Genomic DNA, 18,878 nt, shown 5'->3' with positions numbered 1-18,878 from the left:
AAAAGGGATGAAGACCGTCAACCACTGGATCGGTGGCAAGACCGTCGAGGGCGCTTCGGGCAACTACGGCCCGGTCACCGACCCGGCCACCGGCGAGGTCACCACGCAGGTCGCGCTCGCCTCGGCCGAAGAGGTCGACGCGGCGGTGCAGGTCGCCAAGGAGGCGTACCTGAGCTGGGGCCAGTCCTCGCTGGCCGCCCGTACCAAGGTGCTCTTCGCCTACCGCGCCCTGCTGGACGCCAACCGCGACGCCATCGCCGAGCTGATCACCGCCGAGCACGGCAAGGTGCACTCGGACGCGCTGGGCGAGGTCGCCCGCGGCCTGGAGATCGTCGAGCTGGCCTGCGGGATCACCACGCAGCTCAAGGGCGAGCTGTCGACGTCGGTGTCCAACCGCGTGGACGTGGCCGCCATCCGCCAGCCGCTGGGCGTGGTCGCGGGCATCACCCCGTTCAACTTCCCGGCGATGGTCCCGATGTGGATGTTCCCGCTGGCCGTGGCCTGCGGAAACACCTTCATCCTCAAGCCGAGCGAGAAGGACCCCTCGGCCGCCAACAAGCTGGCCGAGCTGGCCACCGAGGCCGGGCTGCCGGCGGGCGTTCTGAACGTCGTCCACGGTGACAAGGTCGCCGTCGACGCGCTGCTGGCCCACCCCGACATCGCGGCCGTCTCCTTCGTGGGCTCGACCCCGATCGCCCGCCACATCCACACCACCGCCTCCGCGAACGGCAAGCGCGTACAGGCGCTGGGCGGCGCCAAGAACCACATGCTGGTGCTGCCGGACGCCGACCTGGACGCGGCCGCCGACGCGGCGGTCTCCGCGGCCTACGGCTCCGCCGGTGAGCGCTGCATGGCGATCTCCGCCGTCGTGGCCGTCGGCTCCATCGCCGACACCCTCGTCGAGAAGATCCGCGAGCGCGCCGAGAAGATCAAGATCGGCCCCGGCAACGACCCGACCTCCGAGATGGGCCCGCTGATCACGGCCGCCCACCGCGACAAGGTCGCCTCGTACGTCAAGGGCGCGGCCGACCAGGGCGCCGACGTGGTCCTGGACGGCACCGGCTACACGGTGGACGGCTTCGAGAACGGCCACTGGATCGGCCTGTCGCTGCTCGACAACGTGAAGACCGACTCCGACGCCTACCGCGACGAGATCTTCGGCCCGGTGCTGTGCGTGCTGCGCGCGGAGACCTACGAGGAGGGCGTGGCCCTCATCAACGCCTCGCCGTTCGGCAACGGCACCGCGATCTTCACCCGTGACGGTGGCGCCGCCCGCCGCTTCCAGCTGGAGATCGAGGCGGGCATGGTCGGCGTCAACGTGCCGATCCCGGTGCCGGTGGGCTACCACTCCTTCGGTGGCTGGAAGGACTCGCTCTTCGGCGACCACCACATCTACGGCAACGACGGCATCCACTTCTACACCCGCGGCAAGGTCGTCACGACCCGCTGGCCGGACCCGGCCGACGCCCCGGCGGGCGTGGACCTGGGCTTCCCGCGCAACCACTGACCGCAACCACCGACCGCACCCGCTGGACCGCTCGCTGGACCGCTCGCCCCCCGCAACCCTCACCGCGGGGGGCGAGTCCGTTTCGTCAACCGAGCAGCGACCACACGTCCCGCGCCGCCGTCGCGCTCCACACCGCGTCGCCGTGTCCGTAGCCGGGTACGACCGTGAAGGTCACCCGGTCGTTGCCGGCGGCGCGGATCAGCTCCGCGCCGCGCGGGTGGTCACCGCGGCCCAGCGCCGTGTTGACCCACACCACCTCGGCGCGGATGCGGTCCCAGCCGATCCGGTACGTGGTTTCGTCGCCCGCCCAGATCGCGGCGAGGTCCCGCATCAGGGCGGTCGGCAGCAGTCCGCTGCCGACGGCGGAGGTCGCCGCGTGCCAGGTGGCCAGGGGGGTGTGGGTCAGCGTGAACCGGTCCTCGGCCGGGGTGGCGCCGAAGGCGTAGCCGCCCGCGCCGTGACCCTGGGCGTAGATCCAGTTCGCCGCGCCGGGCAGGGCCGCGGTTCGGATCAGCGCGAAGTGGGCGAGCCCCGCGTGGGTGAACCGGAGCGAGGGGTTCGGTGGCCAGGGGGCCGGGGAGGCGCCGGCCGGGTCCGTCACGGCGCGGGCGACGAGGGCCGCGAGCCCCGGATCGGCCGCGTACGTGCCCTGCGCGAGCTGTGCGGCGTACGCGTCCCGGGTCGCGGCCGCCCGCAGCGCGAGCTCGCCCGTGTAGGGGCCGGTGGTGTCCAGGGCGACCACGCGGCGCAGCCGCGGCGAGTCGTCGTGCGAGGCCGCGTCCAGTGCGAGGGCGGCCCCGGCGGAGTGGCCGACGTACTGGTAGGGCAGCCGCAGTACGGAGTCCAGCGCGCCCACCACCCGGGCCAGGTCCCGGCGGTGCGCCGCGAGCCCCCACTCGGCGGTGACGTCCCGGGGCGCGGCGGCGTCCTCGCGGGGGGTGACACCGACGACGAGCAGGCCGCGGCGGCGCAGTTCGTGGGCGAGGCCCGGGCCGTCGGGGGCCACGGGAGTGAAGAAGTCCGCCGCGAAGTTCAGGCCGCCGCCGGGCAGGAGGTACGCGATGCCGTGCGGGGGCCGGGCCGTGTCCGCGACCACGTCCACCGTGACGGGGGCCGGGCCGCCGTCGTCCAGCGGCAGGGTGAGGCGTATCCAGCCGTCGCCGGGCAGGTAGGCGGCGGTGCCCGTGCCCAGCGCCCGCTCGATGCGGCTCAGCAGTCCGGTGCCCTTGGCCGCGGCGGCGGGCGCGGCCGAGCCGAGGGTCAGGGCGGCGGCGCCGGCCAGCCCGCCGGCGAGGACGGCCCGCCGGTCGGGGCCGGGGCCCGGGCCGGCGCCGGGCCGGGTGGCGCTGTGCTCTTGGTCCATTGGTGGTGCCTCCCCCTTGACACGGTGATGGCCGAATACCGTCACCCCAAGGACACCCTTGCCGGTCAGTGCGTCCGAGCCAAGTCCCGTTCGGAATCAGTCTGTTCCCGGCCCGCCGAGCGGCGGCGGCGCCGCAGGACCAGAAGGGTCGTCAGGGCGCCGAGGAGCACCAGGAACACGCCCACGGCGGGCCACGGGACGGCCACGAAGTCCGTCTCCGATTCCGAGAGCAGCTCGGGGTGGGCCGTGGCCCCGGCGGTGATCTTGACGGTCACCCAGTCCGACTGGGGGGCGTCGGGCCACGGTTCGGTCAGCTCGATCCGCTGGCCGGGAAGCAGCGCCAGCTTCAGCTCCCGGGCCGGCCGGTCCAGCACCGTGCGCCCGAACAGGCCCTCGGCGGACACCGTCACCTTGGGGTCGACGACCACGTTGCCCCGGTTGACCAGCGTGTACGTGATCGTGGCGCGGGCGTTCTTGACCCAGGGCAGCAGCGGCGCCGACCGGTCGACCTTCACGTCCTCCACGCTCAGTCCGGGCGTCAGGGGTCCCGGCACCCGGAAGTACAGCCGGGCGCCCACCGAACGCTTCACGCCGACCTGGACCTTGCCCTCCTGCTGCACGCCCTCCACGGCGGTGTTGAGGGCGACGATCCCGCCGACGTGGTCGCCGGGCGTCGCGTCCGCCGGGACCTTCACGGTGAACGGGATGTCCTTGCGGCCCTTGGGCGGCACGGTGACGGTGGAAGCCGTCTCGGGCGGCAGCGCGATCCACGCACCGACGTCCTTGGGCTTGGTTTCCACGGGCAGCAGCGCGAAGGCGCCGCCCGAGGGGGTGTTCACGGCATCGGTGGCGAAGACCTGGAACGTCAGTTCCTTGTCGGAGGAGTTCAGGATCGTGACGCTGTCGCCGACGGAGGTCCCGGCCTGGCCCTGGTGGAAGAAGTAGGCGCGGTCGGTCATCGCCGCACCGGCGGCGGGCGTGGGGAAGACCCCCCAGGTGCCGTTGTCCGCCGCGGTGGCGGCGCCGGCCGGGAGCAGGCCCACGCCCAGCAGCAGGCCGACGAGCAGACCGTACAGAGAGGTGCGGGTGCGCATGGGAGGTTCTCCAGTCGGCGCGGAGACGGGGAAGGGGTGGCGCGGCGCCGGAGCGCCGCACCACCCTGGGCGGAGCGGGCCGTACGGGTACGGGTACGGGTACCTGTACGGGCGGTGCGGGTTACGCGATGGAGAAGGTGACCACCGACTGGTAGGTGTCGGCGAACATGAACGGCGGGAGCTGGATCATCCCCGCGCCGCCGACGGCGAACTCACCACCGGTCAGCTCCTCCCCGCCGGCCGCCTGGGAAGCGATCTTCATCGGGGTGTCGGAGATCGCTCCGGGGGTGCCCGCGGTGCAGGTGCTCGGGCTGTCCGGGTTGGTGACGGTGCAGGACGGCTGGATGCCGATCTGCGCCTTCGCCATCGAGTGGCCGGTCGTCGTGTTGAGGAACGGCGTACGGGTCGCCGTCACGTCCCAGCCGAGCGAGCCGCCGCGGAAGTCCTGGACGGTCGCGGCGTTGAACATGCCGACCACCGACTGGGACTTGCCGTTGATGGTGACCGAGCCGAAGCTGACGGCCGGCTGGCCGTCCTTCGGGCCGAGGGCCAGCGGTCCGGGCAGGACCTCGACGTCCACCGGGTTGCTGACCCCGGTCGCCTTCTCGACGAAGACGAAGGACTTGGACGTGGTCGCACCGTCGATCTTGATCGCGTCGGCCTTCTTGGTGACCGTGATGTTGCAGGTGGCGACGCCGCCGGCGTCCGCCGTGCCCGATCCGGTGTCACCGGTCGCCGCGCCCGCGAGCAGGGCGGAACAGGTGACGGCGCCGGCCGGGAAGTTGGCGCCGGTGGCGACGACGGCGGTGCCCGCCCCGCCGCTGTTGGGCGTCAGCTTCGTGGTGATCGGGTCCTTGGGCAGCGCCTCGACCGCGACGGAGCCGATCGAGGCGCTGGGCCGCGGATCGGGCGTACAGGTGGTCGTGTAGATGGTGCCGCCCAGCTCGGCGTCCGTGATGACCTGGTCGATCGTGACCTGGATCGTGGTGCCCTCGGTGCCGTCCGGGATGGTGATGTTCCCGCTGAAAGCGGGCGGGTTGGCCTTCTTGTTCGCCTCTTGGTGGCTGGGCGTGGGCGGGCTGGTCACGGTCTGGGCGACGCCGCCGACGAACAGCTTGGCCTTGATCGTGTTCACGGTGTCGATCGTGAACATCGGGACGACCGGGGTCTCGCCCGGGTCGATCGTGATCGGTACGACGTCCCCGGCCTTGGCGCCGTCGGGGAGGGTGACCGTGAAGTCCTGGTTGCCGTCGGCGCCCGGCTGCGGCGCGGGGGCGACGCACTTCACGAACACGGGTGTGGTCTTGGTCGCGGCCTGCGCCGTCCCCGCCAGGCCCATGACGCCACCTGTCAGGGCCAGGGACAATGCGCCCGCCCCGGCCAGCACTCTGTGTCTGAGCGTTCTCGTACTCACTGGGTCGCGACTCCTTCGTCATGACGAACCCCTCCCCCCACCCGCTGTGTGGGGGAGGTCGAGCCGGTGCGGTGGCCGATATTGACGCGTCGCCGTGATGAGAAGTCAATGACTTGTTTTCGCGTGAAGCACACAGAAATTGATGGGCCATCAGCAAGAGTCTGATGGCCCATCGGATACCGACCGGTCGGGGTGGTGTCGCGTGTCCGTTCTAGCGGTCGGTCGGTGTGTGCAGGAGCTGGTTCGGCGTGCCGGGCGGGAGGTCGGAGAGGTGGTCCGCGACGGTGGAGTGCAGCAGGGCCGCCGAGACCTCGTCTGGGGTCCTCGCGACCCCGCCCGCCAGGATCAGCGCCGCCACCCCCGCCACGTGCGGGGCCGCCATCGAGGTGCCGGAGGCCCGGGCGGTGGCGGTGGGTGAGCCCTTCCAGGCCGAGACGACGGCCACGCCCGGCGCGGCGAGGTCCACACAGGGGCCGTGGTTGGAGAACGGGGCCCACCGGTCACCGCCGTCGCTCGCGCCGACCGTGAGGGCCTCGGGGACCGAGGCGGGGGAGCCGGCGCAGGCGTCCTTGGCGTCGTTGCCGGCGGCCGCGGTGAAGGTGATCCCGGAGGCGACGGCACGGATCACCGCCTCGTCGAGGGCGCGGCTGCGGGTGCCACCCATGCTCATGTTGGCCACCGCCCGGGTGTCCGGATCGCGGGCGGCGTCCTTCACCATCCAGTCGAGGCCCTTGAGGATGTTCGAAAGGCTGCCGGAACCCCGACAGTTGGCCACCTTCACCGAGACCAGCGAAACCCCCTTCGCGACCCCGAACGTCCGCCCGCCCACCGTCCCCGCGACGTGCGTGCCGTGGCCGTTGCAGTCGCCGGAGCTCTCCAGCCACACCGCGTTGTAGCCGCTGCGGGCGCGACCGCCGAACTCCTCGTGGCGCACGTTGATCCCGGTGTCCACGACGTAGACGGTGATGCCCTCGGCCTTCGTGGCGTACGTGTACGAGTCGTCGAGCGGGAGGTCGCGCTGGTCGATCCGGTCCAGCGGCCAGGGCGGCTGCGGCTGTGTGTCGGAGACGCGGAACTCGGCGTCCGGCTCCACCGAAGCCACCCGGGGGTCGGCTGCCAGCTCGGCGGCGCGGGCGCGGGTGGTGCGGACGGCGAAGCCGTTCAGGGCGGTGTCGTAGACGGCGCCGACCTCGTCCCCGGCGGCCGCCGCCTCGGCGGCCAGGGCGCGGGTGCGGGCGGGGGCGCGGGAGGTGGCGTCCTTCAGGACGACGACGTAGGCGGCGGTGGGGGCTGTGGCGTCGGTGGCGTCGGAGTGCGGCGTCGGGGCGGTGGCCGTGGTGGCCGCCGCGAGGAGTGCGGCGGCCGGCAGGAGAGCGGCGAATGGGGTCATGCGGCCGATGCTCGGCGAGCGGCGGGCCGGGCGCGCGGAGGGTGCGCCGACTGGCGGCACGACACGCCGCCGCGGGGGTGCCCGTCCCTACCGGGCCAGGGGCCAGCCGCGCATCGAGAAGGTGCCCTCGTCCACGGCGCCGGCGGCGTCGTAGGTGGCGAGGGCGGCCTCGTTGTCGGTGTCCACGCCCACCCACATGCCGTAACAGCCGCGCGCCTTCGCCTCGTCGGCCAGCGCCAGCGTGAGCGCGCGGCCGATCCCGCGGCGGCGGTAGCCCTCGTCCACGGAGAGCTCGTACAGGCACATCTCGGTGCCCTTGTCGGGATGGGTCATCTCCACCCCCGAGACCATGCCCGCGGGGACCCCGTCCACGTAGGCGATGAGCATCAGGTGGCCCGGGGCGGCGAGGAACCGCTCCGACCACTCGGGGGAGGCCGGTCCGTCGAAGAGGGACTCGGCGGCGGTGATCTCGGCGGGGCGCAGGGCCCGGCGGATGTCCATGGCGGTCACGATAACCGCGCCACGACGGATGGCGAGCGGGACATCGGCCGGGCGTGGCGGCCGGCCGCGGTCGTGGACCTGGTGCTGTGACCGGAAAGGTTCACCGGGTCACGGCGCGGCAAACCCTTCCGGCCACAGCACTAGGCGCGCACCGCGACGGCGGCCGCGTAGCCGGTCGGGGCCGGGAGGTCCGTCAGGAGCCAGTCCGGGACGGCGGCCGGGGCCGGGCCGGAGCCGACGTACGGCTCGACGATGCCGAGGCCGATCCCGGTGCCGATCCCCTTCAGGCAGGCCTCCTTGCGGGACCAGACGCGGGCGAGCGCGGACCGTCGGTCGGCCTCCGGGAGGGCGGTCAGCTCGGCGGTCTCCGCCGGGTGCAGGTCGTCCAGTACGTCGGCCACCGCCCCCGCGCTCGGGAACTCCTCGATGTCGACGCCGACCGGCACCGGGGCGAGGGCGACGTACGCCACGTCGCCGCTGTGCGAGAGGGAGAAGTGCACCCCGCCCCCTGCCACCGCCGGCCGGCCGTGCGGGCCCGCGCAGCCCGGGCAGTCCTCCCGGACCAGGACGACGTCCGCCGGAGCCAACCCCAGGTGGCCGCCGAGCAGCACCCGCAGCCCGATGTGCGAGGCGGTGTACCGGTGCCGGTCCGCGGGCCGGTACTTCAGCTCGGCCTGCTTCAGCTCGCCCGCGTCGAGCACCCGCGCCGCCTCGGCGACCGGGAGTCCGCCGACCACGTCCAGTCTGGTGTCCAGGGACCACACCGCCACCGCCGCCTCCTCGGGGAGCGGTCCGGTCCGCAGTGGGTCCACGCCGAGCTGGTTCACGTAATCGGTCACCCGCCCGAGACTAGACGACATGGCCGAACGGCCGGCTACGCTGACCCCCGACCGAACGATCAGAGGGGGAGCAGCATGCGAAGTGCAGTCGTGACGGCGGGAGATGACCGGATCAGGTGGGCCGAACTGCCCGGGGAGGAACCGGCGCGCGTGTACGTGCACGGCCTCGGAGCCACCTCGCCCGCCTACTTCGCGGCGAGCGCCACGCATCCGCTGCTGGCCGGGCGCCGTTCGCTGCTGATCGACCTGCTGGGGCACGGGCACAGCGACCGCCCCGAGGAGTTCGACTACACCCTCGAATCGCACGCCGACGCGCTGGCGGCCGCCCTCGTCGCGGCCGGCGTGGAGGGCGCCGAGCTGATCGGGCACAGCATGGGCGGAGCCGTGGCCATCGTGCTCGCCGCCCGCCATCCCCACCTGGTCTCCCGGCTGCTGCTCGTCGACGCCAACCTGGACCCGACGCCGCCCGTGCGGATACCCGGCAGCAGCGGGATCGCCACCTACACCGAGGAGGAGTTCCTCGCCGGCGGCTGGGCCGAGGTCCGCGACCGGGTCGGCGCGCACTGGTGGGCCACGATGCGGTTGGCCGATCGGACCGCCCTGTACCGCTCCGCCGTCCACCTCGCCGCGGGCACCACGCCCACCATGCGGGAGCTGCTGCTGGAGCTGAAGATCCCGCGCGGCTTCCTGCTGCCCGAGGCCGACGGCCCGCTCCCGGGCGCCGAGGCCCTGGAGGCCGCGGGCGTCACGGTGCTGGCCCTGCCCGACTGCGGGCACAACATCATGCTGGACAACCCACAGGCCTTCGCCGAAGCCGCCGCCGCGGTATTGGCCCAGGACTGAGGCGCAGGGCGCCCGAGACTAGGGCCTGTCGTCAAATTCCCGTCTGCCCCGCGACGTCCCTAGCGCGCGCTCGCCGGGGCCGCCGGGGTGCCGTGGGTGCCGTCCTGCGGCTGCGTGCTCGGGGACGGGGTGCCGTCGGTCCAGGCGTAGACCCGTTTGCCGCGCACCGCGACCTGGTATTGGTAGCGGTCCCGGCACTCGGGCCGCACCTCGGCGCGGATGTGCCCCGGCCACCACCTGGCGCCCAACTCCGGGGCCTCCATCCGATGCGGCGTGCCCGCCGTGCACTGCGGGCCGTCGAGCGGGGTCGCCCCGAGGTTGAACCGGATCAGCCGGGCATTGCCGGTGGTGCGCACCCGTATGCGGACGTCGGTGGCGTCCTTGGGTATCCACGAGGGCAGGACGAAGGCCAGGTCCCCGCGGGTCGGCGCGTCGGCGGCGGTGGCGAAACGCCGGCCCTTCTCCTTGAAGACGTGGTCGTCGATCGAGTCGGACAGCGGGTTGGGCGGGAGGTTGGGCAGCGCGAAGGCGGCGGTGGCGAGGACTCCCACGGTGGCGGCGGCGATGACGAGCGGACGGCGGTTCATGCCCTTCAGTCTCGGCCGCGGGACCCCCCTCGCGCGTCCCTCCTCAGGACGAATCAATTCCCTGCCGCAAGTCCCACACGGCGTCATACCTGAGAGGGAGCCGGACCAGGGGAGCCGGATCGGCAAGTAACCCGACGGCGCCCGGAGCAGTTGGCCGGGGCAGACCCTCAGCCACCCCCTCCGCCCCCACCTCCGAGGAACGCCATGCGCCGCTTCGCCCCCCTTCTCGCCTCCGCCGCCGCGGTGCTCGCCCTCGCCCCCTCGGCCGTGGCGGCCCCGGAAATGCCGGCCGACAAGCCGCAGGTGCTGAGCCGCTGGACGCAGAGCAGCGCCGCCAGCCAGCAGGAGTGGGCCGAGGCCCGCGCGAACCGGAGCGCGTGGGCCTCGTACGGCTTCGACTGGTCGACGGACTACTGCACCGGCGCCCCGGAGGAACCGTTCGGCTTCCCCTTCGCGACGGCCTGCGCCCGCCACGACTTCGGCTACCGCAACCACCGCGCGGCGGGGCTGTTCCCGGCCGCCAAGGCCCGCCTGGACGACGCCTTCCACGCAGACCTCAGGCGGGTCTGCGACCGGTACGCGGACGCCCGCAAGGCCTCCTGCGACAGCACCGCGTGGCTCTACTACCAGGGCGTGAAGGGCTTCGGGCTCTCCGGTACCGGGCAGTGAGGGGCTCACCCCCCGAGCGCCACCCGCGTATTGATCAGCATCGCGTCGCCGAAGAAGGCCTCGAGTTCCTCCGGAGCGGCACCGGAACTGCTGCGCACCAGGTCCCACAGCCCGAACCAGAGCTCGCGCGCGAAGCGGCGCAGCGGGGGTGGTGGCGGTCGAGGGAACGGATGACGAGCGTCCCGCCGGGGTGCGGGGCCTATTCGGTCATCGAGGCCGGGGCGCGGTCCGGGGTCGGGGAAGGTGCGGAGGGTGGTGCGGTCTCGCGCAGTGCCGCGTAGGCCAGGGACAGGACGATCACGGCGCCGACCGTCCCGGCCGCGCAGATGACCAGGCCCGGGGCGACGACCGTGCCGGCGGCCCCGAAGAGGGCGATGCCGAGGCCTTGGACGGTCATCAGGCCGCTGCTCTGTACGGTGAACAGCCGCCCTCGGTAGGCGGGTTCGGTCGCCGCGAGGATCAGCGGGTCGATGCCTTGGTTGAAGGCGAAGCCGGCCCCGGACAGGGCGAGCAGCAGGGCCGCGACGGGGAGCGAAGGGGCCGCCGCGAAGAAGACGAGCGGAAGCTGGCTGGTGATCAGCAGGGGTACGACGAGACGGCGCCGGCTCGCCGGTGACAGCCGGGCCACGGTGACCTCGCCGACGACCGTGCCGACCGCGTAGCCGGTGAAGAGCGCGCCGGCCGCGGTGGCGGCGGCGCCCGTCTGGACGGTGTAGGCCACGGCCAGACCATCGCCCACCGAGGAGAAGGCGGGCACCGCCCAGGACAGCAGGAGCAGTCCGCGCAGCCGCTTCGTGCGCATCAGGTGCCGCAGGCCGGTCAGCGACTCCCGCAGGACGGTCGGCTTGGCCGCCGCTCCTTCGTGCGTCGCCGCCGAGTTGGCGGGGGTGGCGGGTGTGCACAGCCGCAGCAGCGCGGCCGAGACCAGGAAGCTGACGGCGTTGGCGACGAGCACCCAGCGCGGTCCCACCAGGGCGACCAGGACGCCGCCGATCGCGAACCCGGACACCACCGCGGTCTGGCTGATGGTGCGCAGCAGCGACCGGCCCACCGGGAACAGCTCCTCGTCCAGCAGCTGGGCCAGGCTCGCGGCCCGCGCCCCCTGGAAGACGGGTGCGACGAGACCGGTGATCACGAGCAGGCCGAGAAGAGCGGGAACGGGCATGCCGGGGATCGTCATCGCAGTGACGCAGGCGGCGCAGATCAGGTCGGAGGAGACCAGCAGCCGGCGGGCGGGCAGCCGGTCGGCGACGGAGGACAGGAACGTGCCGCCCACCGCGTACGGCAGGAAGGTGCAGACGAACACCAGCGCGGAGAGCAGGGCCGACCCGGTGCGTTGGAAGACCAGGACGGACAGGGCGACTTCGGCGGCGATGGTGCCGAGCATGGAGATCGCGTGCGCGAGGAACATCGCGCGCATCGCCGGCAGCCGCAGAACGGCCCTGATTCCGGGGCGGCCGGCAGCCTCAAGCCGTGCTTGCTCCGTATCAGTGGTTGTGGCGCATGATCGCTTCACCTTTTTCTCCTCAGCAGGTGCTTTCTCCGTCTTCCTCAGGGTTCCGCCCTGTCGGGTGGTCACCGCGCCCCGGCAAACCTTTCCGGCCACAGCGCTAGGCGTCCTTCTTCTTCCGCGCGAGGAACGCGAGGGCCAGTACCGCCGCCAGGGCGGAGACGGCCGCCACCACCCACATTCCGGTGTGGATGCCGGCGTTGAACGAGGCGTTGACGGCTTCCGTCACCTCGGGGGTGGAGCGGCCGGTGCCGTTGCCCCCGTTGCGGGCCACCTCCACGACCGCCGAGGCGACCTGTGGGGGCACGTGTGCCGCGTCGAGCCGGTCCGGGAGCACGCCGATGAAGCGCACGGCGAGCACCGCGCCCAGTACCGAGGTGGCCAGCACCGAGCCGACCTGGCGGAAGGCGGTGACGGCGTTGGAGGCCGAACCCATCTGCGCCGGCTCGACCACCGCGAACGCCGCGGCCGTCGACGGTGCGACCACGAGGCCGCTGCCCAACCCGAGCAGGGTCAGGCCCAGGGCCGTGATCCCGTACCCGCTGTCGGGCCGCTGCCCGACCAGGACGACCGCGGCCGCGCCCGTGACCAGGGAACCGGCGGCCAGCAGCCGGCCCGGCCCCACCTTCCCCGCGATCCGCTGCGCCACCAGGGTGGACAGGACGAACGCGACCATCGCCGGCAGCAGTTTCAGGCCGGTGGCCATCGGCGCGGCGCCCTGGACCCGCTGGAGGAACAGCACCTCGAGGAAGACGACGCCGACGAAGGTGAAGAGCGCGCTCGCGGCCACCACCAGCGTGGCGGAGACCCGCAGCGAGCCCATCATCCGTACGTCGAGCATCGGCATCGGCGCCCGCCGCTCCACCAGGACCAGGGCCGTCAGGGAGACGACCGCGACGCCCAGGGAGGCCAACACCAGCGGGTCGTCGTAGCCCAGTCGGCCACCGACGGCGATCCCGTACACGAGCGTGCCGAGACCGAGGATCGACAGGAACTGGCCGGGCAGGTCGAGGGCCCGGTCGGGAACCTTCGACTCCTTGATCGCGTACAGCGCGATGGCCACGGTGACCACGGCGATCGGCGTGTTCACCAGGTACACGGCCGGCCAGTCGAAGCGGTCGAGCAGCGCGCCGCCGAGCAGCGGGCCGACGGCGAGGCCGACGCCCGACATGGACACCCAGATCGTGATGTAGCGCAGCATCCGCGGCAGGTCGACGAAGAAGGTCGTGGTGATGATGGCCAGCGAAGTCGGCAGCACCAGCGCGCCGCCGATCCCGCTGATCGCCCGCCCGACCAGCACCTGCGGGAACCCGCTCGCGCTCGCCACCACCAGCGAGCCCGCGGCGAGCGCCACCACGCCGGTGACGAACACCCGGCGCCTGCCGAAACGCTCGCCGAGCGCACCGCCCGAGAGCACGCAGGCCGCCACGACCAGGGTGTACGTGCTCGACACCCAGCTCAGGTCGGCCGGCGCGACCTGCATGTCCAGCTGCAGCGCGCGCAGGGTCGAGATCGCGGCCGTCACCTCGATGAACGACATGAACAGCCCCAGGCAGGCGGCGGCCGGCACCAGCCGCCCGTGCGGCACGACCGGCCTCGCGGGCGCCTCGTCGGCGGCCCGTCCCGTCACGGCGCTCATCGGCCCGCCTCCTTGTCGGAGAGCCGTGCGACCGCGTCGTCCCAGCCGGCGGGCAGGCTGTCGCGGTCGGCCGGATGGAAGACGAACACCGAACGGTCCATCACCTTACGCAGCCGGGTGACGATCCGGGCGTGCGGATCCGAGCGGGAGAAGGTGTCGAGGGCTTCCTGGTCGCTCCACGCGGACAGGGTCCAGAAGGTCTTCTTCAGCGGCTCCGCCTTCAGCGAGGCACCGATCACCCCGGGGGTCGACCGCAGCTGCTTCCACACGACCAGCGACAGCAGGAAGAACCGCGGGACGTGGAGGAAGGAGGCGACTTGGAGCTTGGAAGCCATGACCACGGCTTGGCCGGAGTCGGCGGTCGCTTCACCGGCGGCGGCCCCGGGCATCCAGGGAATGGTGGGCATGGAACTCTCTTCTCTACTCGGGCTCGGAACGCGAAATACGGGCGGAGACCGGGTATCGGTGATGCGGTATTCGACCCTGATTTTGATTTCGGTGCTCTCTGCCGCCGCTCTTCGAATCTGTCACCAGCAAAGCTTGAGTTCGAGTGCCACGGGCTGTCCTAAGATGGAGCGGCAGTAAGTGGATAGCGGCAAACCGGACATTCGGTGAGGGGTTCGTGGCCGATGGACGACCATCACCTGTTGGACGAAGTCGCCCTGGCGACCTACGAGTACGTGTTACGTGTCGGATCCTGTGGGGACGAGGAGGCCGCCGACCACCTCGGCGTCGACGTCCACCTGGTCACCGAGGCCCGCAAGCAGCTGCAGAACCTGAGACTGCTCGCCTCGGCGGGCGGCGACCGGGCCGCGGTGGCGCTCGACCCCGAGATCGCCGAAGCGGAGCTGGTCACGCCGCTGGAGCTGTCGATCGCCCAGCGCCGCCGCGAGATCTCCGGGATCCACCAACAACTGCGCGTGCTGTCGGAGATGTACCGCTCGCGCGCCCAGCCCGTGGCCGAGGACGTACCCATCCGGATCCTCGACGACTACGAGGACGTCCGGCGCGAAATCGACCTGGCGCGACGGCGCTGCACCGAGGAGCGCATCACCCTCCAGCCCGGCGGCGGCCGCAGTGCGGAGCTGCTCGAACAGGACCTGCTGCAGACCCTGGAGATGCGAGAACGCGGCATCCGCGTCCGGATCCTCTACCAGCACACCGCCCAGGCCAGCCTGGCCACCCGCGCCTACGTGCGCCAGGTGGTCGAGGCGGGCGCCGAGGTCCGCGTCGCGGAAGAGCTGTCCGAGCGGCTCATCGTCTACGACCGCAAGAACGCCTTCATCCCCAAGGAGCGCAAGGGCAAGGAACCGCCCGGCGCGGCCCTCGTCACCGATCCCACCGTCGTCGCCTACCTGTGCCGTTCCTTCGAGTCGGTCTGGCAGGGCAGCACGCCCTTCGACATCGGCGGGGTCGCCGAGTACCCCCACACCGAGGACCTGCGGATTTCGGTCATCCGGCTGATGGCGATGGGTCTGAAGGACGAGGTGATCGCCCGGCGCCTCGGCATGGCCACCCGCACGTGCCGCCGGCACATTTCCGCCGTCATGGCCGATGTGGGGGCGACCAGTCGATTCCAGGCCGGAATTCTGCTTGCCCGACAGGGACTGATCCCGGACGGCGAAGGCGTGGCAGGTTCCTGACGGGCTCTGTCCGCGATGAGACAGTCGATTGTTCCGGTCTCCGGTTCTCGTGTCCTGATGTGCTGGTCTTCGCTCTACGAGTTCGGCGAAAACCGGACCATGGAGGGGGCGTGGACATTCGACAGTCGGCGACGTTCCACAAGGTGGCGACGCTGCTCAGCTTCACCCGCGCGGCCATCGAGCTGAAATACGCGCAATCCAGTGTCACGGCGCACATCAAGAGTCTCGAAGAATCCCTTGAGGTGAGCCTCTTCGACCGTCCGGGCGGCCGATGCTGTGGTGACCACGGACGATCTGCGCGGCGTCCAGGTCATCTCCGCCGAGGCAGGCTGCGCCTACCGCGAGCTGTTCGAGGCGGAGTTGAACGACGGCCCCGGCGAGTCGCTGCCCTTCCTGGCCGATCCCCTTCGAGGTGCACACCCGGATCGCGTGGCGCACGGGCAAGACCCTCTCGCGCGAGATGCGGATCTTCATCGACCAGACGATGCGTTTTCCGGCAGAGGAGCACGCCCGCCGCCGCGCCGCCCGGACGCCGGCTCCTCGGAGATGCCGAACCGGTCGTGCAGGGCGCGCAGCGGCCCGGGGGCCCACCAGTTGGCCCGGCCGGCGAGCCGCATGGACACCGGTACGAGGACCGCCCTGATCAGGGTGGCGTCGACGAGGATCACCACCACCATGCCGATGCCGAGCATCTTGAGGAAGACGATCCCGGACGAGGCGTACGTGGCGAAGGACGCCGCGAGGACGACCGCCGCCGCGGTGATCAGCGGGCCGCCGCGCTCCAGGCCGGCGGCGACCGCGCCCGTGTTGTCGCCCGTGCGGTCGTACTCCTCCTTGATCCGCGCCAGCATGAGGACCTCGTAGTCCATCGAGAGGCCGAAGGCGGTGCAGAACATCAGGATCGGGATGCTGGGCTCGATCGAACCGCTCGCGGTGAAGCCGAGCGGGCCGGACAGCCGGCCGTCCTGGAAGACCAGGACGAGGACGCCGAACATCACCGCCATGCTCAGGGTGTTCAGGAGCATGGCCTTCGCCGGGAGCAGCAGGCTGCCGGTCATCAGGAACAGGACCAGGAACGTGGTCACCAGGATCAACCCGAGGACCAGCGGCAGTCGCTCGACCAACTCCACCCGGAAGTCGTGCAGTTCGGCGGGATAGCCACCGAGCCGTGCTCCCGGGGCCGCCGTGCGGATGTCGGCGAGCACCCGGTCGACGTCCCGGTCGAGTCCGCGGTGGGTGGCCACCACCGAGAACCAGGTGCCCCGTCCGCCCGAGAACCGTTCGGTGTGGCCGTTCGGTTCCGCGATCTTGCGGCCCTCGGCGTACGAGCCGGTGAGGGCGTCGACCTGGTGGACCTCGGCGATCCGGGACAGGGCCAGGGCCGTGGCCTCGATCTCCGTCCTGTCCGCCGCCCCGCCCGCCGCCCCGCCTGCCGGGCCGGGCCGCAGGACCTGGATCGCGTCCATCTCCTCGGCGGCGAAGTTGTCCCGGATCTCCTGCTGCACGACCCGGCTGGACACCCCCTGCGGCAGCACCCGCTCGTCCGGAACGCCGAAGGTGAGCCCCAGCGCCGGCGCGGCCAGCCCCAGCAGCACCACCAGCGCGGGGATCCCGTACAGCAGCGGCCGCCGCATCATGCGCAGCGCGCCGCGGTGCCACCAGCCCCGCCCGGGGCGGGCACCGTCGCCCTTGCGGGCGATCCGCCGGCCGAGCCGGGCCAGCGCGGCGGGCAGGACCACCAGCGCCGCGAAGACCGAGGTCAGGACGGTGGTGATGCCCGCGTACGCGAACGAGCGCAGGAAGGGGAACGGGAAGAGCAGCAGGGCGGACAACGACAGGATCACGGTCAGACCGCTGAAGGCGACCGTGCGGCCCGCCCGGGCGACGGACCGCTCGACGGCCTCGGGGACGGACCGGCCGGCCGTCAGCTCCTCGCGGAAGCGGTTGATGACGAAGAGGCTGTAGTCGACGCCGAGCCCGATGCCCATCACCAGCGCCAGGTTGGCGGCGAAGGTCGAGACGTCGGTGAGGTGGGTGACACCGCGCAGCAGCGCCAGCGAGGTGACCACCGAGAACAGGCCCATGCCGAGGGTGAGCAAGGCGGCCGAGAACCGGCGGTAGACGGCGAACAGCAGGAGCAGCACCAGCGGGAACACGATCGCCTCGGCCCGCAGGAAGTCCTTGCGGGCCTGCTCCGCGGCCTGCCGGAACACCTCGTCACCGCCGCCGACCCGGACCGTCACCAGGGAGCCCGGCTCGGAGCCGTCCCGGGTGAAGTCGGGGGAGAGCTCGGCCAGCCTGGTCCGGGCCTCGGTCACGGTCCCCGACATCCGGGCGATGATCAGGGCCTGCCGTCCGTCCTCGCCGCGCATGGTGGGCGCGTTGTTCCGCGACCAGTACGAGAAGACCTCGGCGACGCCGTCCCGCGCGGCCAGCTCCCGCTCCAGGGCGCGGCCCTCGGCGGCGACGGCACCCTCGTCCACGGTGCCCCGCGTGGCCGTGACCATCAGCAGCACACCGGGCGTGCCCGCCCCGAACTCCCGCTCCAGGACGGCCCGGGTGGCCACCGACTCGGAACCGGGGCTCTCGAACCGGCTCAGGACCAGACGGTCCATGGTGCCGGCGGCCAGGACCAGGCCCAGTACGGCGAGCACGACGCCCGCCCGGGTCAGGAGCCGGGCCCGGTCGGCGGCCACCCGCCCCCAGCGCTGCAGAAGGGGGCGGTCGGACCGGTCTGTGGGCGGCATGCTCTGCTCTCCGAACGAAGGGGATGGGAGGAGGGACCGCTCCACTTTCGGGGAGGGGGTTTGACCGGTCGCTGGAACGATCGCTGACCGTCCGCGGGTCTCAACCCCCGGACGGCGTCTGCGAGAACCAGTCGGTAATACCTACGCTGGCCGAGGTCTCGGGCGGGGGGAACGATGTCTGGTGTGCTGCTGCGCGAGCGCGGCTTCCGCGACCCCGAGGGGGACGGCGGGGGTGCCCCACGACTGCGCTTCCGGCTCCTGGGGCCGCTCCGGGTCAGCCGCGGCGCCACGGCGCTGGAGCTGGGGCCGCCCAGGCAACGGGCCCTGCTGGCCGTGCTGTTGCTCAGGCCCGATCTGGAGACGGGCGTCGATCAGCTGGTCGAGTCGCTCTGGGGCGAGGACTGCCCCGCGTACGCGAAGAACCTGATCCAGAAGTACGTCTCGGGCCTGCGCGCCCTGCTCGCGCCCGATCCGGGCGGGGGACGGGGCGTCGTCCTGGAATGGTCGGGCGGCGGCTACCGGATGGACGTCGGCGACTGTGAAGTGGACCTGTACGTCTACGAACGGCTGGCGGCGGCCGGCCTGGCCGCCGCCCGCGACGGCGAGCTCCTCAGGGCGGCCGAGCTGCTGGAAGAGGCCCGCACGATGTCCACGGGGCCCCTCGCGGAAGGCCTCGAAGGCCCCATGCTGGACCGCGAGCGGCTCTACCGCCAGGAGCGCTTCCTCGCGGACATGGAGGTGCGCGCCGAGCTGGAACTGGAGCTGGGCAGGCACCGCAACGCCGTTCCGTACCTGCACTACGCGGTGCACAAGTACCCGTTGAGGGAGCGCTTCCTGTGGCTCCTGATGCTCGCGCTCTACCGGTCGGACCGCGGGAACGAGGCCCTGACGACGTACGCCGCCCAGCGCGCCCGGGTCGTCGAGGAACTCGGAGCGGAGCCCGGCCCGGCCCTGCGCTCGCTCCACGCGAGCCTGCTGCGCCAGGACCCGCAGCTGATGACGATGTCGGCCCTGCGCCGGGACGGCGCCGCCCCGTTCGGCTAGCCGGTACTTCTCCGCGTATTCTCCGCCGCCACCCGCAGGAACCCGGTGACAGCCGGACAGCCCGGACTCTCCCCAGGGAGGCTCCGGG

The 18,878-nt window shown here is 72.3% G+C and carries 17 protein-coding genes and 1 pseudogene; 6 read left to right on the top strand and 12 right to left on the bottom strand.

Going from position 1 to position 18,878, the window contains the following annotated elements:
* Nucleotides 1–7 precede the first annotated feature (7 nt).
* Nucleotides 8–1,507 carry a CoA-acylating methylmalonate-semialdehyde dehydrogenase gene (locus tag ACFV9H_RS28390; RefSeq protein ID WP_385403550.1) on the top strand — a complete coding sequence of 500 codons (1,500 nt, stop codon included), beginning with the start codon at nucleotides 8–10 and terminating at the stop codon, nucleotides 1,505–1,507.
* A gap of 85 nt (nucleotides 1,508–1,592) precedes the next feature.
* On the opposite strand, the gene ACFV9H_RS28385 is transcribed toward ACFV9H_RS28390, so the two are convergent.
* The 6 genes from ACFV9H_RS28385 to ACFV9H_RS28360 all read right to left on the bottom strand — a co-directional run bounded on the left by ACFV9H_RS28385 (nucleotide 1,593) and on the right by ACFV9H_RS28360 (nucleotide 8,108).
* Nucleotides 1,593–2,870 carry a hypothetical protein gene (locus ACFV9H_RS28385; protein ID WP_385403548.1) on the bottom strand — a complete coding sequence of 426 codons (1,278 nt, stop codon included), beginning with the start codon at nucleotides 2,868–2,870 and terminating at the stop codon, nucleotides 1,593–1,595.
* A 65-nt stretch (nucleotides 2,871–2,935) separates the two neighbouring features.
* Nucleotides 2,936–3,964: a WxL protein peptidoglycan domain-containing protein gene (locus ACFV9H_RS28380; RefSeq protein ID WP_385403546.1), complete on the bottom strand. Its 1,029-nt coding sequence runs from the start codon at nucleotides 3,962–3,964 to the stop codon at nucleotides 2,936–2,938.
* Between the two features lie 121 nt (nucleotides 3,965–4,085).
* Nucleotides 4,086–5,378, bottom strand: a complete 1,293-nt coding sequence (locus ACFV9H_RS28375) for a hypothetical protein (RefSeq protein ID WP_385403544.1) — start codon at nucleotides 5,376–5,378, stop codon at nucleotides 4,086–4,088.
* A 211-nt stretch (nucleotides 5,379–5,589) separates the two neighbouring features.
* Entirely contained in the window at nucleotides 5,590–6,768 is a 1,179-nt protein-coding gene (locus ACFV9H_RS28370; protein WP_385403541.1) for a S8 family peptidase, read from the bottom strand.
* An 87-nt stretch (nucleotides 6,769–6,855) separates the two neighbouring features.
* The gene (locus ACFV9H_RS28365) at nucleotides 6,856–7,281 is read right to left on the bottom strand and encodes a GNAT family N-acetyltransferase (RefSeq protein WP_385403579.1); all 426 of its coding nucleotides are present in this window, start codon (nucleotides 7,279–7,281) and stop codon (nucleotides 6,856–6,858) included.
* A gap of 128 nt (nucleotides 7,282–7,409) precedes the next feature.
* Nucleotides 7,410–8,108 (bottom strand): 4'-phosphopantetheinyl transferase family protein, encoded by a 699-nt coding sequence (locus tag ACFV9H_RS28360; protein WP_385403539.1) that lies wholly within the window; start codon nucleotides 8,106–8,108, stop codon nucleotides 7,410–7,412.
* A gap of 75 nt (nucleotides 8,109–8,183) precedes the next feature.
* On the opposite strand from ACFV9H_RS28360, the gene ACFV9H_RS28355 reads away from it, so the two are divergent.
* Nucleotides 8,184–8,951 (top strand): alpha/beta fold hydrolase, encoded by a 768-nt coding sequence (locus tag ACFV9H_RS28355; protein ID WP_385403537.1) that lies wholly within the window; start codon nucleotides 8,184–8,186, stop codon nucleotides 8,949–8,951.
* Nucleotides 8,952–9,010: 59 nt separating this feature from the next.
* Here the strand turns inward: ACFV9H_RS28355 and ACFV9H_RS28350 are convergent, their stop codons facing one another.
* Entirely contained in the window at nucleotides 9,011–9,538 is a 528-nt protein-coding gene (locus ACFV9H_RS28350; RefSeq protein ID WP_385403534.1) for a hypothetical protein, read from the bottom strand.
* Between the two features lie 204 nt (nucleotides 9,539–9,742).
* Between ACFV9H_RS28350 and ACFV9H_RS28345 the strand changes: the two genes are divergently transcribed.
* Nucleotides 9,743–10,207: a phospholipase gene (locus ACFV9H_RS28345; RefSeq protein ID WP_385403531.1), complete on the top strand. Its 465-nt coding sequence runs from the start codon at nucleotides 9,743–9,745 to the stop codon at nucleotides 10,205–10,207.
* Between the two features lie 199 nt (nucleotides 10,208–10,406).
* On the opposite strand, the gene ACFV9H_RS28340 is transcribed toward ACFV9H_RS28345, so the two are convergent.
* From ACFV9H_RS28340 to ACFV9H_RS28330, 3 genes are all read right to left on the bottom strand, one after another.
* On the bottom strand, nucleotides 10,407–11,723 hold the full coding sequence (locus tag ACFV9H_RS28340) for an MFS transporter (protein WP_385403529.1): 1,317 nt from the start codon (nucleotides 11,721–11,723) through the stop codon (nucleotides 10,407–10,409).
* Nucleotides 11,724–11,817: 94 nt separating this feature from the next.
* Nucleotides 11,818–13,356 carry an MFS transporter gene (locus tag ACFV9H_RS28335; RefSeq protein WP_385403526.1) on the bottom strand — a complete coding sequence of 513 codons (1,539 nt, stop codon included), beginning with the start codon at nucleotides 13,354–13,356 and terminating at the stop codon, nucleotides 11,818–11,820.
* Nucleotides 13,353–13,763 carry a DUF3291 domain-containing protein gene (locus ACFV9H_RS28330; RefSeq protein ID WP_385403524.1) on the bottom strand — a complete coding sequence of 137 codons (411 nt, stop codon included), beginning with the start codon at nucleotides 13,761–13,763 and terminating at the stop codon, nucleotides 13,353–13,355. The genes ACFV9H_RS28335 and ACFV9H_RS28330 overlap by 4 nt, the downstream gene beginning before the upstream one ends.
* Nucleotides 13,764–13,985: 222 nt before the next feature.
* On the opposite strand from ACFV9H_RS28330, the gene ACFV9H_RS28325 reads away from it, so the two are divergent.
* Nucleotides 13,986–14,999, top strand: coding sequence for a hypothetical protein (locus tag ACFV9H_RS28325; RefSeq protein WP_385403522.1), 1,014 nt, complete (start codon nucleotides 13,986–13,988; stop codon nucleotides 14,997–14,999).
* Between the two features lie 59 nt (nucleotides 15,000–15,058).
* Nucleotides 15,059–15,205 (top strand): annotated as a pseudogene (locus ACFV9H_RS28320) (hypothetical protein); the annotation flags it as partial.
* 10 nt (nucleotides 15,206–15,215) lie between these two features.
* Here the strand turns inward: ACFV9H_RS28320 and ACFV9H_RS28315 are convergent.
* Together ACFV9H_RS28315 and ACFV9H_RS28310 are read right to left on the bottom strand one after the other, a co-directional pair.
* Nucleotides 15,216–15,473: a hypothetical protein gene (locus ACFV9H_RS28315; RefSeq protein WP_385403519.1), complete on the bottom strand. Its 258-nt coding sequence runs from the start codon at nucleotides 15,471–15,473 to the stop codon at nucleotides 15,216–15,218.
* Nucleotides 15,470–17,746: an MMPL family transporter gene (locus ACFV9H_RS28310; protein ID WP_385403517.1), complete on the bottom strand. Its 2,277-nt coding sequence runs from the start codon at nucleotides 17,744–17,746 to the stop codon at nucleotides 15,470–15,472. The genes ACFV9H_RS28315 and ACFV9H_RS28310 overlap by 4 nt, the downstream gene beginning before the upstream one ends.
* Nucleotides 17,747–17,920: 174 nt before the next feature.
* On the opposite strand from ACFV9H_RS28310, the gene ACFV9H_RS28305 reads away from it, so the two are divergent.
* Nucleotides 17,921–18,790: a BTAD domain-containing putative transcriptional regulator gene (locus ACFV9H_RS28305; protein WP_385403515.1), complete on the top strand. Its 870-nt coding sequence runs from the start codon at nucleotides 17,921–17,923 to the stop codon at nucleotides 18,788–18,790.
* Nucleotides 18,791–18,878 lie beyond the last annotated feature (88 nt).

The organism is Streptomyces sp. NPDC059874 (genome assembly GCF_042731135.1).
In the GTDB taxonomy this organism is placed as follows: Bacteria; Actinomycetota; Actinomycetes; order Streptomycetales; family Streptomycetaceae; genus Streptomyces.
This window is presented reverse-complemented; position numbering and strand designations above follow the sequence as displayed.

What these genes read in the sequence shown, in the direction of transcription:
- ACFV9H_RS28345 (WP_385403531.1), top strand. Translation starts at nt 9,743, where the DNA reads ATGCGCCGCTTCGCCCCCCTTCTCGCCTCCGCCGCCGCGGTGCTCGCC.
- ACFV9H_RS28390 (WP_385403550.1), top strand. Translation starts at nt 8, where the DNA reads ATGAAGACCGTCAACCACTGGATCGGTGGCAAGACCGTCGAGGGCGCT.
- ACFV9H_RS28325 (WP_385403522.1), top strand. Translation starts at nt 13,986, where the DNA reads ATGGACGACCATCACCTGTTGGACGAAGTCGCCCTGGCGACCTACGAG.
- ACFV9H_RS28315 (WP_385403519.1), bottom strand. Translation starts at nt 15,473, where the DNA reads ATGAAGATCCGCATCTCGCGCGAGAGGGTCTTGCCCGTGCGCCACGCG.
- ACFV9H_RS28385 (WP_385403548.1), bottom strand. Translation starts at nt 2,870, where the DNA reads ATGGACCAAGAGCACAGCGCCACCCGGCCCGGCGCCGGCCCGGGCCCC.
- ACFV9H_RS28310 (WP_385403517.1), bottom strand. Translation starts at nt 17,746, where the DNA reads ATGCCGCCCACAGACCGGTCCGACCGCCCCCTTCTGCAGCGCTGGGGG.
- ACFV9H_RS28380 (WP_385403546.1), bottom strand. Translation starts at nt 3,964, where the DNA reads ATGCGCACCCGCACCTCTCTGTACGGTCTGCTCGTCGGCCTGCTGCTG.
- ACFV9H_RS28330 (WP_385403524.1), bottom strand. Translation starts at nt 13,763, where the DNA reads ATGCCCACCATTCCCTGGATGCCCGGGGCCGCCGCCGGTGAAGCGACC.
- ACFV9H_RS28355 (WP_385403537.1), top strand. Translation starts at nt 8,184, where the DNA reads ATGCGAAGTGCAGTCGTGACGGCGGGAGATGACCGGATCAGGTGGGCC.
- ACFV9H_RS28370 (WP_385403541.1), bottom strand. Translation starts at nt 6,768, where the DNA reads ATGACCCCATTCGCCGCTCTCCTGCCGGCCGCCGCACTCCTCGCGGCG.
- ACFV9H_RS28350 (WP_385403534.1), bottom strand. Translation starts at nt 9,538, where the DNA reads ATGAACCGCCGTCCGCTCGTCATCGCCGCCGCCACCGTGGGAGTCCTC.
- ACFV9H_RS28305 (WP_385403515.1), top strand. Translation starts at nt 17,921, where the DNA reads ATGTCTGGTGTGCTGCTGCGCGAGCGCGGCTTCCGCGACCCCGAGGGG.
- ACFV9H_RS28335 (WP_385403526.1), bottom strand. Translation starts at nt 13,356, where the DNA reads ATGAGCGCCGTGACGGGACGGGCCGCCGACGAGGCGCCCGCGAGGCCG.